Origin of the sequence: Pandoraea iniqua, from assembly GCF_902459685.1 — a bacterium.
Classification (GTDB): Bacteria; Pseudomonadota; Gammaproteobacteria; order Burkholderiales; family Burkholderiaceae; genus Pandoraea; species Pandoraea iniqua.
In genome coordinates, this window is sequence record NZ_CABPSF010000004.1 from 262,467 (window position 1) to 277,253 (window position 14,787).

The 14,787-nt window shown below is 64.1% G+C and carries 12 protein-coding genes; 6 read left to right on the forward strand and 6 right to left on the reverse strand.

Annotated elements, in window-relative coordinates:
* Positions 1–77 precede the first annotated feature (77 nt).
* Complete coding sequence (locus PIN31009_RS16870; RefSeq protein ID WP_150684684.1) at positions 78–1,292, forward strand: multidrug effflux MFS transporter; 1,215 nt, start codon at positions 78–80, stop codon at positions 1,290–1,292.
* Positions 1,293–1,356: 64 nt separating this feature from the next.
* Here PIN31009_RS16870 and PIN31009_RS16875 read toward each other — a convergent pair whose 3' ends face one another.
* Complete coding sequence (locus PIN31009_RS16875; RefSeq protein WP_150791039.1) at positions 1,357–1,788, reverse strand: thiol-disulfide oxidoreductase DCC family protein; 432 nt, start codon at positions 1,786–1,788, stop codon at positions 1,357–1,359.
* Positions 1,789–1,906: 118 nt separating this feature from the next.
* On the opposite strand from PIN31009_RS16875, the gene PIN31009_RS16880 reads away from it, so the two are divergent.
* Complete coding sequence (locus PIN31009_RS16880) at positions 1,907–2,437, forward strand: GbsR/MarR family transcriptional regulator (protein WP_058378005.1); 531 nt, start codon at positions 1,907–1,909, stop codon at positions 2,435–2,437.
* Positions 2,438–2,540: 103 nt separating this feature from the next.
* Positions 2,541–2,993: a hypothetical protein gene (locus PIN31009_RS16885; protein WP_150791040.1), complete on the forward strand. Its 453-nt coding sequence runs from the start codon at positions 2,541–2,543 to the stop codon at positions 2,991–2,993.
* Between the two features lie 36 nt (positions 2,994–3,029).
* Here the strand turns inward: PIN31009_RS16885 and PIN31009_RS16890 are convergent, their stop codons facing one another.
* Complete coding sequence (locus PIN31009_RS16890; RefSeq protein WP_150791041.1) at positions 3,030–5,396, reverse strand: cytochrome P450/oxidoreductase; 2,367 nt, start codon at positions 5,394–5,396, stop codon at positions 3,030–3,032.
* Between the two features lie 486 nt (positions 5,397–5,882).
* Between PIN31009_RS16890 and PIN31009_RS16895 the strand changes: the two genes are divergently transcribed.
* From PIN31009_RS16895 to PIN31009_RS16905, 3 genes are all read left to right on the forward strand, one after another.
* Positions 5,883–6,635: an IclR family transcriptional regulator gene (locus tag PIN31009_RS16895; protein ID WP_371328733.1), complete on the forward strand. Its 753-nt coding sequence runs from the start codon at positions 5,883–5,885 to the stop codon at positions 6,633–6,635.
* Between the two features lie 412 nt (positions 6,636–7,047).
* Positions 7,048–7,908, forward strand: a complete 861-nt coding sequence (locus tag PIN31009_RS16900; protein WP_150791042.1) for a 4'-phosphopantetheinyl transferase family protein — start codon at positions 7,048–7,050, stop codon at positions 7,906–7,908.
* Between the two features lie 162 nt (positions 7,909–8,070).
* A complete protein-coding gene (locus PIN31009_RS16905) occupies positions 8,071–9,675 on the forward strand; it encodes an ABC transporter substrate-binding protein (RefSeq protein ID WP_150791043.1) in 1,605 nt (534 codons plus the stop codon).
* Between the two features lie 101 nt (positions 9,676–9,776).
* Here PIN31009_RS16905 and PIN31009_RS16910 read toward each other — a convergent pair whose 3' ends face one another.
* The 4 genes from PIN31009_RS16910 to PIN31009_RS16925 are packed head-to-tail and all read right to left on the reverse strand — an operon-like array spanning position 9,777 to position 14,576.
* Positions 9,777–10,700, reverse strand: a complete 924-nt coding sequence (locus tag PIN31009_RS16910; protein WP_150791044.1) for an NAD(P)-dependent oxidoreductase — start codon at positions 10,698–10,700, stop codon at positions 9,777–9,779.
* Between the two features lie 3 nt (positions 10,701–10,703).
* Positions 10,704–12,443: a dihydroxy-acid dehydratase gene (ilvD, locus tag PIN31009_RS16915; protein ID WP_150791045.1), complete on the reverse strand. Its 1,740-nt coding sequence runs from the start codon at positions 12,441–12,443 to the stop codon at positions 10,704–10,706.
* 46 nt (positions 12,444–12,489) lie between these two features.
* Positions 12,490–13,269, reverse strand: a complete 780-nt coding sequence (locus PIN31009_RS16920; RefSeq protein ID WP_150791046.1) for an SDR family NAD(P)-dependent oxidoreductase — start codon at positions 13,267–13,269, stop codon at positions 12,490–12,492.
* Positions 13,266–14,576 carry an MFS transporter gene (locus PIN31009_RS16925; RefSeq protein ID WP_150791047.1) on the reverse strand — a complete coding sequence of 437 codons (1,311 nt, stop codon included), beginning with the start codon at positions 14,574–14,576 and terminating at the stop codon, positions 13,266–13,268. Before PIN31009_RS16925 ends, PIN31009_RS16920 begins: the two co-directional genes overlap by 4 nt.
* Between the last annotated feature and the right edge of the window lie 211 nt (positions 14,577–14,787).

The window sequence follows — 14,787 nt, forward strand, 5'->3', positions numbered from 1 at the left end:
GCGGTATCATGGCGGGCGTTGTGCTTTTTGCACGGCATCTCGAGCACGCTATCAGTACGTGATAACTAGAACGAAAAATGACACAGACGTCCGAACTCTCTCCCGCCTTGCCGACCGAGCGTGTTTTGCTGGGCATTCTTGGCTTGTTCATGATGATTGCCCCGGCGTCGACGGATATGTATCTGCCGGGGCTGGTGACGATGCGCCACGAGCTTGGTGCGAGTGCAGCCGCCGCGCAGCTCACGCTCTCGTATTTCTTTCTGGGGTTTGCCTTCGGACAACTGCTGTGGGGGCCGCTGGCGGATCGCTTCGGGCGGCGCTGGCCAATGGCGGCAGGCATCGCGCTCTATATCTTCGGCAGCATAGGCTGCGCGTTTTCCGACACCATCGACCACATGATGATGTGGCGTTTCGTGCAGGCGCTCGGCGGCTGCGCGATGCCGGTGATTGCGCAGGCGATCGTGCGCGATGTGTACGGCGCGCGAAATAGCGCCCGCGCGTTTTCGATCATGTTGCTGGTGATGAGCGTGGCCCCGATTGTGGCGCCGCTGCTGGGCGGCCAGTTGCTGCGCTTTACGACGTGGCGGGTGATCTTCGGAATTCTGGCAGCGTTTGGCGTGGTGGCCATGCTGGCGTTGTGGCGTTTGCCGGAAACCGGCGCGGTGCATGCGCGCACGGTGGGCGGCCCGCGTGCCATTGTCATGTCGTATTGGCATCTGCTGCGCGACAAGCATTTTGTCGGCTACATGGTGGCGGGTGGTGCGGTGTTCGGCGCGTCGTTCACGTACATCACCGGCACGCCGCTGGTGTACATGGAGTACTTCCACGTGTCGCCGCAATTCTTTGGTGTGCTGTTCGGCATCAACATCGTGGGCATGGCTTCGATGACGATGTTCAACTCGCGCCGCGTCGGGCAGATCGGGTCTTATCGTCTGATGCGCGCCGGCATCATCGGTTGCGCGGTGGTGACGTCGGTGTTGTGTGCGACGGCGTGGCTGGGCATCGCGATCCTGCCGTTGATGGTGGCGCTGTTGTTCCTGTTCATGTCGCTGCGCGGCATCATTACTGCGAATTCGGTGGCCGGGGCGATGGCGAATCATCCGACGCGCGCGGGCGCAGCGGCCGCGCTGGTCGGCAGTGTGCAATACGGTTTCGGTTTTGCCGCCGGCGCGCTGCTTGGCGTGCTCAACGACGGCTCGCCGCGACCGCTGGCGACAGTCATGTGCGGCTTTGCGCTGCTGGCATTGGTGTCGATGTTGCTGATGTTGCCGGGCAAGCGCGAGGCGGCGTGACGGTGCGCTGATCGTGGTATGACGCCGCCGACGCAGGCGGCTTACGACTCAAGGCTCAAGGGGCTCAAGGCTTACGGCGCGGGTCGCTATAGACCTTGGCCGCGCAGGCGCCATCGACGCAATCGGGGTCGGTGCGCACCCCGAGCCAGCGGGAGACACGAACGCGGTTGCGCGCAAACAGGCGGTACAACGCGCGCGCCGCCGGCCGCAGGGCAGGTGCCCGCAGCGGTGCCACCAGCCAGCCGCGTCCGGTCAGCGTGTAGGCGGCGAAGATGGCATCGATACCGATCAGGCACTCGCCGTCGGCGTTCCACGCATGCATCTGCGCATTGAGCGCTGAAAGACTCACGCCGAGCGGCGAGGGGTCGAATGCCGGTGCAGAAATATCCACGAACGCCAATCTCTCTGCCCGGTCTCTGGCGCGCAGTTGCCTGATTTCCCGCATACAGATCGGACAGTTGCCGTCGAAGTACACCGTCAGTGCTGTGGTACTCATTGCAAACGCTCCTGTTTCATTCATTTCTGTCATTAACGAAATTAGGCGGCAACAGCGCCGTCGTCAAGATGAAATTTCTGTCTTGACAGAAATTTCCGTAATGTCTAGATTTGAGTGCATGGAACTCACACCAATCACTGAACGATTCATTCTGCACTGGGGCGAGATGGGTTCGCGCTGGGGCGTCAACCGGACCGTAGCGCAGATTCATGCGTTGCTTTATCTGGCCGGACGCCCCGTGCCTGCGGACGAAATCACCGACACGCTTCAGGTGGCGCGCTCCAACGTGAGCACGAGCATCAAGGAGCTTCAGTCGTGGCGGCTCGTACGCACGGTGCACGTGCTGGGCGATCGCCGCGAACATTTCGAGACATCGACCGACATCTGGGAGCTGTTCAAGCTGATCGTGGAAGGGCGGCGCCAACGCGAAATCGATCCCACGCTGACGATGTTGCGCGACACGCTGATGAGTCCCGAGATGTCGGCAGAAAGCCGGGAAACCGAGCAGCGCATGCGCGATACGCTGGACTTTCTCGAAACACTCACGACGTGGTCGGACGAGATGCTGCGGCTCAAGCCCGAGACATTGATGAAGACGCTGGGCGTGGGTGCAAAGATCAGCCGCACGGTGCGGCGCAAGAAGTCGTAAAGCAGAGAGGTAGCTAGACCGGCGGGCGAAACATCAGAGGGTCGTCCGCATTTTTTTACTTCATTATTTCTGTCAATACAGAAACTACTGTAGGAGGTGTGAAATGCAATCGATGCTTTTCTTCGCCTTATCTCTGGTGATTCCCATGACAAGCGGGTTGTTGGTGACCCGGTACCTTGGTCCAGTGCTTGGCAGAGTGCTCACGGATCTGTGCGGCACCCGTGAGCGCGCCGATTTTTGGGTGCGAATCTGTATGGTGCTGCTGGTGGCGTTGCCGCTCTTTCTGGTGCTGCTGGTTTCGCCGGGGCGGGTCTGTCGACTGGATGCCATCGAGTGCGCGGTGAATCTGACACGCGGCGCAAGCTTTTTCACGGTGATCGGCTTGTTGCTGGGCGTCTGGATCATTGCCTGGATGGTGCGCCGGTATTTGCCGAAGCCGAGCGCCAAGGCGCAAAAGGAAAGTCCGGTGCTTGCCGCGACGCCGGCTGCCACGGCGGCCCCAGTTTCGGTACCGGTGCCGGTATCGGCCCCAGTGCCGCAGCGCGCCCAGCAATAGTGCCGCTGGGCGTGCCCGAGACCTGCGTGGTCTTTGTTACAGCGCCAGCACCAGCTTCTTCCCGCAGGCGCGCGAGCAGCACGACATCATCTTCGTGTTCGCGTCGCGCTCTGCGCGGGTGAGCACCACGTCGCGGTGGTCGACATCGCCCTCGAGCACCTGCACTTCGCACGAGCCGCACAGGCCTTCTTCGCAGTCGCTCTGCACGTCGATGTTGGCGGCACGCAGCGCAGTCAGCAGCGTCTGGTCGGCCGGCACCATCACCGTAATGCCCGAATCTTTCAGCGTGACTTCGAACGCCTGTTCCTTCTCCGGATCGAGCGTGCCCAGTTGCGACTGGAAGTGTTCGACGCGCAGGGTGTCTTCCGGCCAATGCGCGCAGCATTCGGCCAGACCGTCGAGCATGCGAACCGGGCCGCAGGCATAAACCTGCGTGTCGGCGCGCGGCGTCGCGAGCAACGTAGCGTAATCGGCGCGCTGGCCTTCGTCCTTCACCCACAGATGCAGACGTTCGCCGTGCTGTGCCTGAAGCTCGTCGACGAGCGCCATGGTGCGGCGGCTGCGGCCGCTGTAGTGAATCTCGTAATCGATGCCCAGCGCCTTCGCACGACGTGCCATCGCGGCGATCGGCGTCACGCCGATGCCCCCGGCGACAAAGATGGCGCGCGGCGTGGTTTCGTCCAGACGGAAGTGATTGCGCGGGCCGCGAATGCGCAGGCGGTCGCCGGTTTGCAGCCGAGTGTGTACCCAGTTCGAACCGCCACGGCCTTCCGGCTCGTGAAGCACGGCGATCTCGAATGCACCCGCGTCAGCCGGGTCGCTACACAGTGAGTATTGACGCGACAGGCCCGTATCGCCGCACTCGATATCGATGTGCGACCCCGGGGCCCAGCGCGGCATGGCACGGCCGTCGGGGGCGACCAGACGCAGCTTCACGATGCCTTCGGCGACCGGCGTCACGGACTCGACCACGACCAGACGCGTCACGCTATGACCCGACGGCTCGCCAATGCGCACCGGCGAGTGGTTCGTCAGTACAGACGGGTCGGTGCGCTCCGGGTTCATCGCCGGATTCCACTCGACCCACACGTGCTCGGGGCCACGGAACGACGTGTTCGGCACATACGAGAACTGCTGTTCGGCCAGCTTCATGTGCGGCAGACGGCGCGTGAACTCCTCGAGGAAGATCTGCATTTCCATGCGCGCGAGGTTCTTGCCCATGCACTGGTGCGAACCGTAGCCGAAGGTGAGCTGATCGCTCGCGTTCTCGCGGCGAATGTCGAACAGATCGGCGTCGGCGAAGTGGCCTTCGTCGTGATTGGCCGACGACGTGACGATGAGCAGCTTGGAACCCGCCGCGATGTCGATGCCGCCGATCGTGACGTCCTTGGTCGCCAGACGGCGCCACGCGGCCACGGAGCCGTTGTGGCGCAGGCATTCTTCTACCGCATTAGGAATCAGCGACGGGTCTTCGCAGATTTCGCGCCAGACGTCCGGATGCTGCAACAGCAGCTTCATCGCGTTGGCGGTGGCGTTGGCCGTGGTTTCGTGGGCGGCGACGATACCCGCCATCATCATGGAATGCAGGTAGGAGTCGGTGACGACTTCGGGGTAATCCTTCTGCTTGCGAATGCCGTATTGCATCCAGCCCGGGCCGTCCGGCTGCTGGCGCATCTTGTCGAGAATCTTGCCGGCGAGTTGCCAGAAGTTACCCACGGCATGCGCGACGGCGACCTGCTCTTCGGGCTTCGGGCGCCCCCACGTGTTGACGGTGTGCGCGATGGAATACTCGCGCAGCTTGTCCATGTCTTCTTCAGGCACGCCGAGGAAGTGCAGGGCGACGGTCAGCGGCACTTCCCACAGCATCTGGTCGACGAGGTCGGCACGGCCGTCGTCGATGAAGCGATCGACATACTCGCGGGCCAGTTGGCGCACGAGCGGCTCGTGATGTTTGAGATGCTCCGGCGTGAACGGCTCCATCAGCACGCGACGGCGCGGCATGTGCGCGGGCTCGTCTTCGTTCACGAGGGTGCGGTTGAGCGCGAAACCGTACGACGCGAGCACGGCGTTGGCTTCGGGCCCGGTCGGCGTGATCTTCTCCAGCGCAATCGACGGGCTGAAGGTCAGGTTGTCGCGGAAGATGGCCTTGATGTCGTCATAGCGCGTGACCACCCAGTAACCGAGCTTGGGGCTGTAGAACACCGGCTCCTGATCGCGCGCCCAGCGCACGTACTCGGGCGGGTCTTGCTGATAGCCGTCTTCGAACGGATCGAACTCCGCGGCGCGGGCACTGATGGGGCAGCCGTTCGGTGCGACGGTGGCCGCTGGTGCCTGATGGAACGGGCAACCGGCAGCACGCGCGGCTTCTTTAGCTTCTGTATCGGGGGAAGTGCTTTGGCTCATCCGGTCACGCTCTCTGGGTCTGGTGCGGCGCCGCCAACTTACGGCCTGCGACGTCACACGCAATCAAACAAGTGTAGAGGAGCGTCGCCGGTTCGGCCCACATGACACACGGCTTAGCCATCATCGTCATTACGGTACCTACGGTACTCGCGCAAGGCGGGGACGTCTCCTCAGCTCGATGCGATACGTTCTCTTACGTCACCTTTTCGTCGGCAGACGGACGTTCGCATTCTGTAAATCTGTTAAGCGTAAATATAATACGCATTGCGTAAATAAGTAGACTGGGGTTAACCTCTACGTCTCATGACGTCGGACGACGCGGCATTGCGTCATAAAATTTCGCCGATGACAACAAACAAACGACCCACCGCCGGCCGACCGCGTAGCGCGGCCACGCTTTCCGCCGCTTCCGGTGCTGCGGACGCCGACAGCGACGCCCCGCGCGAACGCGGCCGGCGCCAACGCGTGCAATCTGCCGAGACCGGCATGGTGGTGCTCAAGGGCCTCGCCAGACTGGGCGGGCGCGCGAGTCTCACAGTGCTGGCGCAGTATGTGCAGCAAAGTCCCGCCAAGGTGCACCGGTATCTGATGAGTCTGGTGGAAGAGGGCCTCGTCGCGCAGGACACGGATTCTCAGCACTACCATCTCGGCCTCGAAGCGATGCTGATCGGTGTGGCCGCGATGCGGCAGGCCGATCCGGTGCGTGCGGCGGAACCGGCATTGGTCCGGCTGCGCGAGTCGTTCGAAGTCACGTGCTTCATCGCGGTGATGGGGAACAAGGGCCCGACGATCGTGCGCTTCGAAGAACCCGGGCTGCCGGTGACGATCAACGTGCGCATCGGCTCGGTGATGTCGGTCCTCTGGTCGGCCGCCGGTCGCGTGTTCCTCGGCCTGCTGGACGATCCCCAAGTGCTCGCGATGGCCGAGGCCGAACTCGCCAACGCAACGCCGGAACATCGCGCTCAACTCGATCCGGTCGATCCGATCGGTACGCTGCGCCAATCGGTGCGTACGGCACAAGGGGCCAGTGTTCGCGATACGAACCTGACCGGTATCAGCGCGCTGGCCGCGCCCGTATTCAATTACGATGGCCGCCTCGTGGGCGTGATCACGGCACTGGGCGCCACCGGCGGGTTCGACCCACGCCTCGATAGCCCCATCGGGGAAGCGGTTCGCCGCGAAGCACTCGCCGCCAGTCACGCGCTCGGCTACCGGCCGCCGCTGCCTGCCAGCGCTTGATCGTCTGGGCGCTGGCCGCTGGTCGCTTAGCTGCCCCAACACCTCCCTCCCGGACAGACCGAAGCCCCTTCCCGCTGCTCAGACAAGTTCAACTCGCCTCGGGAAGGGGCTCCGGTCTATCCGCTTCACCACTTCCGGGGCTTCCACCGAAACCATCGGCTCACCGTGGTGCTTCCGGTCAAACCTCCCCCGCCTTGCCTCCCCATTGAAATGCGTTGACGCCGGGGCATGACATTTATCTGGGGCGTTTCCTATCGTTTTTGAGGGTTTTGTGACCTGCATCGCGTGGACGCACGTGCTATTATTTGATAATGATTCTCATTACCGTTTTCAGAATCAACCTAATGAATGGCCGACGATGACGTGACGCCTCTCTGGCCGTCATCGGAGACCTCGCCCGCGGAGGTCGCAAATGCTCATGTTGAAACGTACCGTCGATCTCACGCCACGCGTGCTGTCGATTCCCTCTCCCGCACTTACCTACGTGCCGCTTGGCCAGTTCGGACAAGGCGCGCGCAAGGTGTCCGGCGGCGCTCGCCACCGGGCGCTTGCCAGTAGCGACGCAATCGACGGGGAAATGGGCCCCGCCAATAGGCAATCGCCGCAATGTGAAGGCGACGAACTCTGGCTCTGGCGCTTTTTGCTCGCCGGCCGACCGTTCGGTGCCACCGGTGCCGCCGTCGGCGGGCCAGACGACGGCGCAACGTGGCTGTCGCCCGCCGAACACGCGCTCGCCCGCCGTTTGCCCCGCACCCAAATGCGCCACCGCTTCATGTCGGAACGCATCGCCCTGCGCTGGATCTTCGGCCGCTGGTTTCGTTGCGCGCCCGCCGATGCCCCGGTTCCCGCTGCGACGCCCGGTGTCTCTTCCTTCGAATGCGACAGCCCGCACGGCAAGGTGTGGATCGATATGGCTCACGCCGGCCTCTGGCTGTTTGTCGCCCTCGGTCATGGGCCGCTCGCCCTCGCCGCGCACGCACCCGTCGGGGCGGTTGCGGAGATCGCGGAAGACAGTGACGTGTCGATAGCACAAGACCCCTTCGCCGTAGCGCGCGACGCGGCCCATCGCCTGTGTCTGGCGCGACTGGCAGGCGAGGGCGACTCACTCGCCTCGGGGGCCAACGTGCCGCTGCTTGCGCACCCTTACGTGAGCGTGCCCTACGCAGGCCGCACGCGCTATCTCTACGACATCTCGGTCGGCTCGCGCCTGACGGTGGTGGCCGCACGCGACACGATCGTGCATCGCATGCGCGGTTTTGGTTGGCAGAACTGAGCGTTGGCCGGCGATTCGATCGCTTGACCGTGGTTTCGGTGCGCGGCGCGGCGCGCGACGGTGGTCGTGGTGACGGGGGCGGCATCGGCAGCCCCGGGGAATTTGCGCTATTCTGCCCCGTTGTTGTGCCATCCCGTCATCGACTTCCTGGAGAAGAAGCTCATGCGTCGTCGCTATCGTCATACGCTCGCTGCTGTCCTAACGGTTCTTTCCCTGCCGCTGATTCCGCTGGCAGCTCACGCAAAAGCGCTCACGGTCTGTACTGAAGCCAGCCCTGAAGGCTTCGACGTGGTGCGATACAACTCGCTCACCACGACCAACGCGTCGGCCGATACGGTGTTCAACCGCCTCGTCGAATTCGATGCCGCACAAGCCAAGGTGGTGCCGAGTCTTGCGACGAAGTGGGAGGTGAGCCCCGATGGCCTCACCTACACGTTCACGCTGCGCCCGAACGTCGCCTTCCATAGCAACGCGGACTTCAAGCCGACGCGTCCGCTCAACGCCGACGACGTGGTGTTCACGTTCGACCGCATGCTCAACCCGGACGCGCCGTGGCACAAGCTCACGCCGTCGGGTTTCCCGCACGCACAATCGTTGTCGCTGCCCAAGTTGATCAAGTCGGTGCAGAAGGTCGATGCCGACACGGTGCGCTTCACGCTGTCGGAGCCCGACGCCACGTTCCTGTCGATGCTGTCGATGGGCTTCGCGTCGATCTATTCGGCTGAATACGCCGACAAGCTGGTCGCGACGAACAAGACGGACGATCTGAATGCCCGCCCGATCGGCACGGGGCCGTTCGTTTTCCGCAGCTATCAGAAAGACGCCATCGTGCGCTTCGATGCGAACAAGGCGTACTTCGCGGGCAAGCCGGCATCCGATCAGTTGATCTACACGATCGTGCCGGACGCCGCCGTGCGCGCGCAGAAGGTGAAGGTCGGTGAGTGCCAGATTGCGCTGTCGCCGAAGCCGCTCGATGTGCAGGCGGCCCGCAGCGACAAGGCGCTGAAAGTGGTGGAAACGCCGGCGTTCATGACGGCGTTCGTCGCGATCAATACGCAGCACAAGCCGCTCGACGACAAGCGCGTGCGTCAGGCACTGAACATGGCGTTCGACAAGTCGAGCTATGTGAAACAGGTCTTTGAAGGCACGGCGACGCCGGCGGTGAATGTGTATCCGCCGAACACGTGGAGCTACGCGAAGAACGTCGCCGACTATCCGCACAGCATCGAGAAGGCGAAGAAGCTGCTGGCCGATGCCGGTTTCCCGAACGGCTTCGATACGACGATCTGGACGCGTCCGAGCGGCAGTCTGCTCAACCCGAATCCGAAGGTCGGCGCAGAGATGTTGCAGGCCGATCTGGCGAAGATCGGCGTGCGCGCGCAGATTCGTACGGTGGAGTGGGGCGAGTTGATTCGTCGCGGCAAGGCTGGCGAGCACGACCTGCTGTTCATGGGCTGGTCGGGCGACAACGGCGACCCGGACAACTTCCTGACGCCGCAATTCAGCTGCGCCGCAGTGACGTCGGGCACGAACTTCGCACGCTTCTGCGACAGCAATCTGGACAAGCTGATTGCGGACGGCAAGCGCACGCACGATATCGCCGCCCGTACGGTCAAGTATCAGGCGGCACAGAAGGTGATCAAGGACGATGCGCTGTGGATTCCGCTGGCCCATCCGAACGCCGCAGTGATCACGCGCGCCGGGGTGACGGGCTATCAGGTCAGCCCGTTCGGCCGTCAATACTTTGCCAACGTTGAGGCGAAGTAAGCAGCTAAAGCCGCAGCGCTACGCCGGTAGCACTGCGCAGTAAGACCGAACCGCCGCGCTGATTCGAAGTCATCCGAATCAGCGCGGCGGTTCTTTTTTCATCAGTTCCCGCGCTGACCCTCTGGGTGATTCTCCGCTTCACTCTCTTCCTCTCCGATTCGGAAAATCTGTGAGAGATCGGCATCGGCCATGCCGCGATCGGCAGCGTCTTGCAACAGACGGCGCACTTCGGGAATGACCCGTTGCACGGTCGCACTTGTTTCGGCCAGTTCGGCAATCGCATCGAGGTCTTTGAGTATGACCCGGACCGTGCCGGTCGCGTGATCGGGCGGCGTGACCATGCGCGGCCAGAGCGTTTGCATCAGCACCGAGTCGGCCCAGCCGCCGAACAGGGCCGACGGCACTGCGCCCGTATCGATACCGTTGCGCTTGGCGAGCACGAACGCTTCGGCGAGCCCGGCCAGCGTGGTGGCAACGATGGCCTGATTGGCGAGCTTGGTGGTTTGCCCCGCACCCACATCGCCCATGCGCGTCACCCGTGCCGAGAACGCCCGCAACGTCGGCGTCACGGCGTCCACGTGATCTGCCGCACCACCGGCCATCACCGCCAGCGTGCCGGCTTCTGCACCCCCGGTGCCGCCTGAGACAGGCGCATCGATCCAGACGTTGCCCGTCGCTTCTGTCCACCGTGCCGCCAACGAACGCGTGAGCGCGGGCGACAGCGTGGAGTGATCGACGAGATAGCGCGGGGGCTTGGCAGCGTGCACGAGCCCGTGCTCGCCAAACACCACGTCTTCCACCGCCTTGCCATCGCCTAGACACAGCAGAGCGATGTCGACCTGCTCGCCGAGCGCCTGCGGGGTGTCGCTGGCGCGCGCGCCCGCAGTGGTTAGCGCGGTCAGCTTGGCGGCCGACCGGTTCCAGATCGCGACGTCGTGCCCAGCGGCCAGCAGCCGTTGCACCATCGGCTCGCCCATGCGGCCGATGCCGCAGAACCCGACTCGTAGGGGATGCTTCGATTCCATGCGTTATTCCTTGGCGTTGGTTGGCGTCTCCCCAATCGACGCTTCGTAGGGCCATTCGACCGCACCCGAGTGCGTGACAGCACCGAGCTTGGCCGGACGCACCAGCGCTTCGTACTTTTCGAGCACGCCGCCGAGGCGGCCGCGCACGAATGGCTTGGTACTCGCAGCCCGTGCGGCGAGTTCGTCGTCGGAGAGTTCGACGTCGAGCTTACCCTTGATCGCGTCGATGTGGATGCGGTCGCCATCGCGCAGCAGACGAATCGGCCCGCCAGCGGCCGCCTCTGGGCCGACATAGCCAATGCACATGCCTCGCGTGGCCCCCGAGAAGCGGCCGTCGGTGAGCAACGCTACCTTTTCGCCCATGCCTTGCCCGTAGATGGCCGCCGTCACGCTAAGCATCTCGCGCATGCCGGGGCCGCCCTTCGGGCCTTCGTTACGAATCACCAGCACGTCGCCTTCGCGATAGGTGCCCGCCGCGACCACGGCCATGCAGTCTTCTTCCGTTTCGAAAACGCGCGCCGTGCCCGAGAACACCAACTGTTTGAGCCCGGCGGTCTTGAGTGCGGCGCCGTCCGGTGCGAGATTGCCGCGCAGCACCACCAGTCCCGCATTGGGTGAGAGCGGTTCCGTATGCGGCTTGACCACGCGCCCGTCGGGGCCGGGGAAGGCGCGCAGTGCGGCTTCGAGCGTCTCGCCGCTTTGCGTGAGCGTGTCGCCGTGAATGTGGCCACCGGCCAGCAGTGCGTTCAGCACGGCCGGCACGCCGCCCACGTGATGCAGGTCAACGGCCAGATAGCGCCCGCCCGGCTGCATGTCGCCGATGAGGGGCGTGCGCGCCAGCACTTCGGAGACGTCGTCGAGCGTGAATGAAATGCCCGCCTCATGGGCGATGGCCGGGATGTGCAGCATCGCGTTGGTCGAGCCGCCGGTGGCCGCCACGGCAGCACAGGCGTTTTCGAGGCTCTTGCGCGTGACCAGATCGCGGGGCAGCGGTCCGCCGTTGCGCAGCGCGCGCATGACGTTTTCACCCGCGCGGCGGGCGATGGCGATGCGCTCGCTGTACACGGCTGGCACCATCGCCGAGCCCAGCGGCGCAAGTCCCAGCACTTCCGCAACCATCGCCATGGTGTTTGCCGTGAATTGCCCCGGACACGATCCGGCAGTCGGCGTGCAGCGTTTCTCGATGCCGCGCAGAGTATCGAGCGACATATCGCCACGCTGCGCCGCGCCCACCGCTTCGATGGCGGTGAGAATGGTGGCCTGCGTGCCATCCGGCGCGACGCCCGGCAGCATGGCGCCGCCAAAGAGAAAGACGCCGGGCACGTTCACTCGCACCATGCCCATCAGAATGCCGGGCAGCGTCTTGTCGCAACCGGCCACGCCCACGAGCGCGTCGTAGCAGTGCGCGCGTACGAACAACTCCACGCTATCGGCAATGGTCTCGCGCGAGACCAGCGAGAAACGCATGCCGGAGTGGTTCATCGACGTGCCGTCGGAGACCGAGATCGCGGACCCGCGAATCGGTACGCCGCCGCCCGCCGCGACGCCAAGCCGCACGTTATCGGAGATTTGGCCGAGCGACATGGAGCAGGGCGTGTTCTCGCCGAACGTATCGACGATGGCGACAAACGGCTTGTCGATGGCCTCGTCGTCAAGGCCGGTGGCGCGCAGGAAAGCGCGGTGCGGGGTGCGCGTAATGCCTTCGGTGACCGTGCGCGAACGGTGCTTGTGCAGATCAGTCATGGGGAATCCTTGTTCTGTGGGAGCGGGGGCTCAGGCGTGCGCAGGCTCAGGTATTGAGCAGCAAGCCGTTCTCAATCGCGAGCACCTGTCCGGTCATGGCCGGCGCATGGGCGGCGAGGAACCACGCCAATTCGGCGATTTCCGCCGGTTGCGATACCCGCTTGAGCGGCGCGTTCTCACGCATGCCGTCGACCACGCGCCCGTAGGCCTCGTCGCCCAGCACGCGGCGCAGCAGACCGTCGTCGACCATGCCGGGGGCAATGGCATTCACGCGGACCTGCGGGGCGAGATTGCGCGCCAGCGACAGCGTCAGCGAGTTGACCGCTCCCTTCGACGCCGCATAGGCAATCGACGACCCCGTGCCATTGAGCGACGCCAGCGACGAGATGTTGATGACGGTGCTCGACCGGCCCGCCGCCGCACTCTCGCGCAGCAACGGCGTAGCAGCGCGCGTCATCTGGAACATGCCGATGAGATTCACGCGATAAATCCGCTCGAACTCGTCGGCATCGATCGCTTCGAGATCGCTGTGCGCAATCACACGCGTGGTGCCGGCGCTGTTGACGAGCGCGTCGAGACGCCCCCACTGCTCGGCCACACGCGCCACCATGCGGCGGCAGGCGCCATCATCCGCCACATCGGCATCGACGACGAGTGTCTGCGCACCGGCGTCGCGGCATTGCGCGGCCACGGACTCGGCGGCATCACGCGTGCTGTCGTCGAAGTTGTTGATCGCCACGGCCCAGCCGTCGCGGGCGAAGCGCAGGGCGGTAGCGGCACCGATGCCGGTGGCGGCACCGGTGACGAGGCAAACGGGAAAACTCATGCGTGACTCCGTTGCGGCTTGAGCGTCATCACGAGGATGGCGCCTGCCACCAACGCGCACGCCAGCACGATCATGCCCGGCAGCAGTTGGCCGGTACTGTCTTTGAGAAAACCGATGACGTACGGGCTGACGAAGCCCGCGAGATTGCCGGTCGAGTTGATCAGGGCAATGGCAGCGGCAGCGCCGGCGCCACCCATCATCGCCGTGGGAATGCCCCAGAACACCGGCGCAATGGAGTTGATGCCGATGGCGGCCACGACGAGTGCTGCCATCGACCACCACAGATGTTGTGCCAGCAGCACCGATGCGAGCATGCCCGCCGCGCCCAGCAGGCAGCAAATGGCGACGTGCAGGCGGCGCTCGTTACGGCGGTCCGCATGACGTGCGACCAGAATCATCGCGACCGCGCTGATCAGCGAGGGCACTGCCGAGAGCAGCCCGATATTGCCGAGGTTGGCGACCCCCGCCGCGCGAATCATCGTCGGCAGCCAGAACACCAGCCCGTAGTTGCCCATGGCGATGCAGAAGTACAGCAGGCCGAGCATCCACACTTTGCCGCTGCCGAAGACTTGCCGCACGCTGTGATGCGCGCGCGTGCGGTCATCGGCGGCGAGGTCGGCGGCGAGCATGTGCTTCTCGTCGGCAGAGAGCCACTTCACGGTTTCGATGCGGTCTTGCAGCACAAAGAACGCGGCAATGCCGACCACGAGCGAAGCGAGACCTTCGATCAGAAACAGCCACTGCCAGCCGGCCAGATCGTGCAGGCCGCCGAAGTGCTGCATGATCCACCCGGACAACGGGCCGCCGATGGCACCCGACACGGGAATCGCCACCATGAACAGCGCGATGATCTGCGAGCGCTTGCTCGACGGAAACCACTTCGACAGATACAGCACGATACCGGGGAAGAAGCCGGCTTCCGCCACACCGAGCAGGAAGCGCAGCACGTAGAACGACACCGGCCCCTGCGTGAACATGGTCAGGCACGAGATGATCGACCACGTGACCATGATGCGGGCGATCCACATACGCGCGCCCACACGATGCAGGATCAGATTGCTGGGCACTTCAAAAATGAAATACCCGAGGAAGAATACGCCGGCGCCCGCGCCGTAGACCGTCTCGGACAGCGACAGGTCGGCGAGCATTTCCAGCTTGGCAAAGCTCACGTTCACGCGGTCGATGTAGGCGACGATGAAGGCGAGAAAGAGGAACGGGATGATGTGCCAGGTCAGCTTGCGATACAACGCATCGCGTTGCAGCGGGTCGACGGCAAGGCTTGCGCCGCCGCTCAGGGACGTGCTCATGGGTGTTGTCTCCGTGGACGCGTGCCGTAGGGCACGTCGAGTTATCTGGCAGCGTGGCGCTCGCGCATCAGGTTATGCGAGGTGAGGCGGTTTGCTTGACGCTTTGGCGGCGCCCGGGAAGTGGGGGACATCCGCTAAATGCCGTCAAACGCCTTACGCGACAGCGCTGCTCGCTGAAAGGGTAATGTCAGGCACGCGCTCGCCGCAAATC

Coding starts and splice junctions, on each gene's coding strand:
- PIN31009_RS16905 (WP_150791043.1), top strand. CDS start 8,071: ATGCGTCGTCGCTATCGTCATACGCTCGCTGCTGTCCTAACGGTTCTT.
- PIN31009_RS16875 (WP_150791039.1), bottom strand. CDS start 1,788: ATGAGTACCACAGCACTGACGGTGTACTTCGACGGCAACTGTCCGATC.
- PIN31009_RS16880 (WP_058378005.1), top strand. CDS start 1,907: ATGGAACTCACACCAATCACTGAACGATTCATTCTGCACTGGGGCGAG.
- PIN31009_RS16920 (WP_150791046.1), bottom strand. CDS start 13,269: ATGAGTTTTCCCGTTTGCCTCGTCACCGGTGCCGCCACCGGCATCGGT.
- PIN31009_RS16890 (WP_150791041.1), bottom strand. CDS start 5,396: ATGAGCCAAAGCACTTCCCCCGATACAGAAGCTAAAGAAGCCGCGCGT.
- PIN31009_RS16910 (WP_150791044.1), bottom strand. CDS start 10,700: ATGGAATCGAAGCATCCCCTACGAGTCGGGTTCTGCGGCATCGGCCGC.
- PIN31009_RS16870 (WP_150684684.1), top strand. CDS start 78: ATGACACAGACGTCCGAACTCTCTCCCGCCTTGCCGACCGAGCGTGTT.
- ilvD (WP_150791045.1), bottom strand. CDS start 12,443: ATGACTGATCTGCACAAGCACCGTTCGCGCACGGTCACCGAAGGCATT.
- PIN31009_RS16885 (WP_150791040.1), top strand. CDS start 2,541: ATGCAATCGATGCTTTTCTTCGCCTTATCTCTGGTGATTCCCATGACA.
- PIN31009_RS16900 (WP_150791042.1), top strand. CDS start 7,048: ATGCTCATGTTGAAACGTACCGTCGATCTCACGCCACGCGTGCTGTCG.
- PIN31009_RS16925 (WP_150791047.1), bottom strand. CDS start 14,576: ATGAGCACGTCCCTGAGCGGCGGCGCAAGCCTTGCCGTCGACCCGCTG.
- PIN31009_RS16895 (WP_371328733.1), top strand. CDS start 5,883: ATGGTGGTGCTCAAGGGCCTCGCCAGACTGGGCGGGCGCGCGAGTCTC.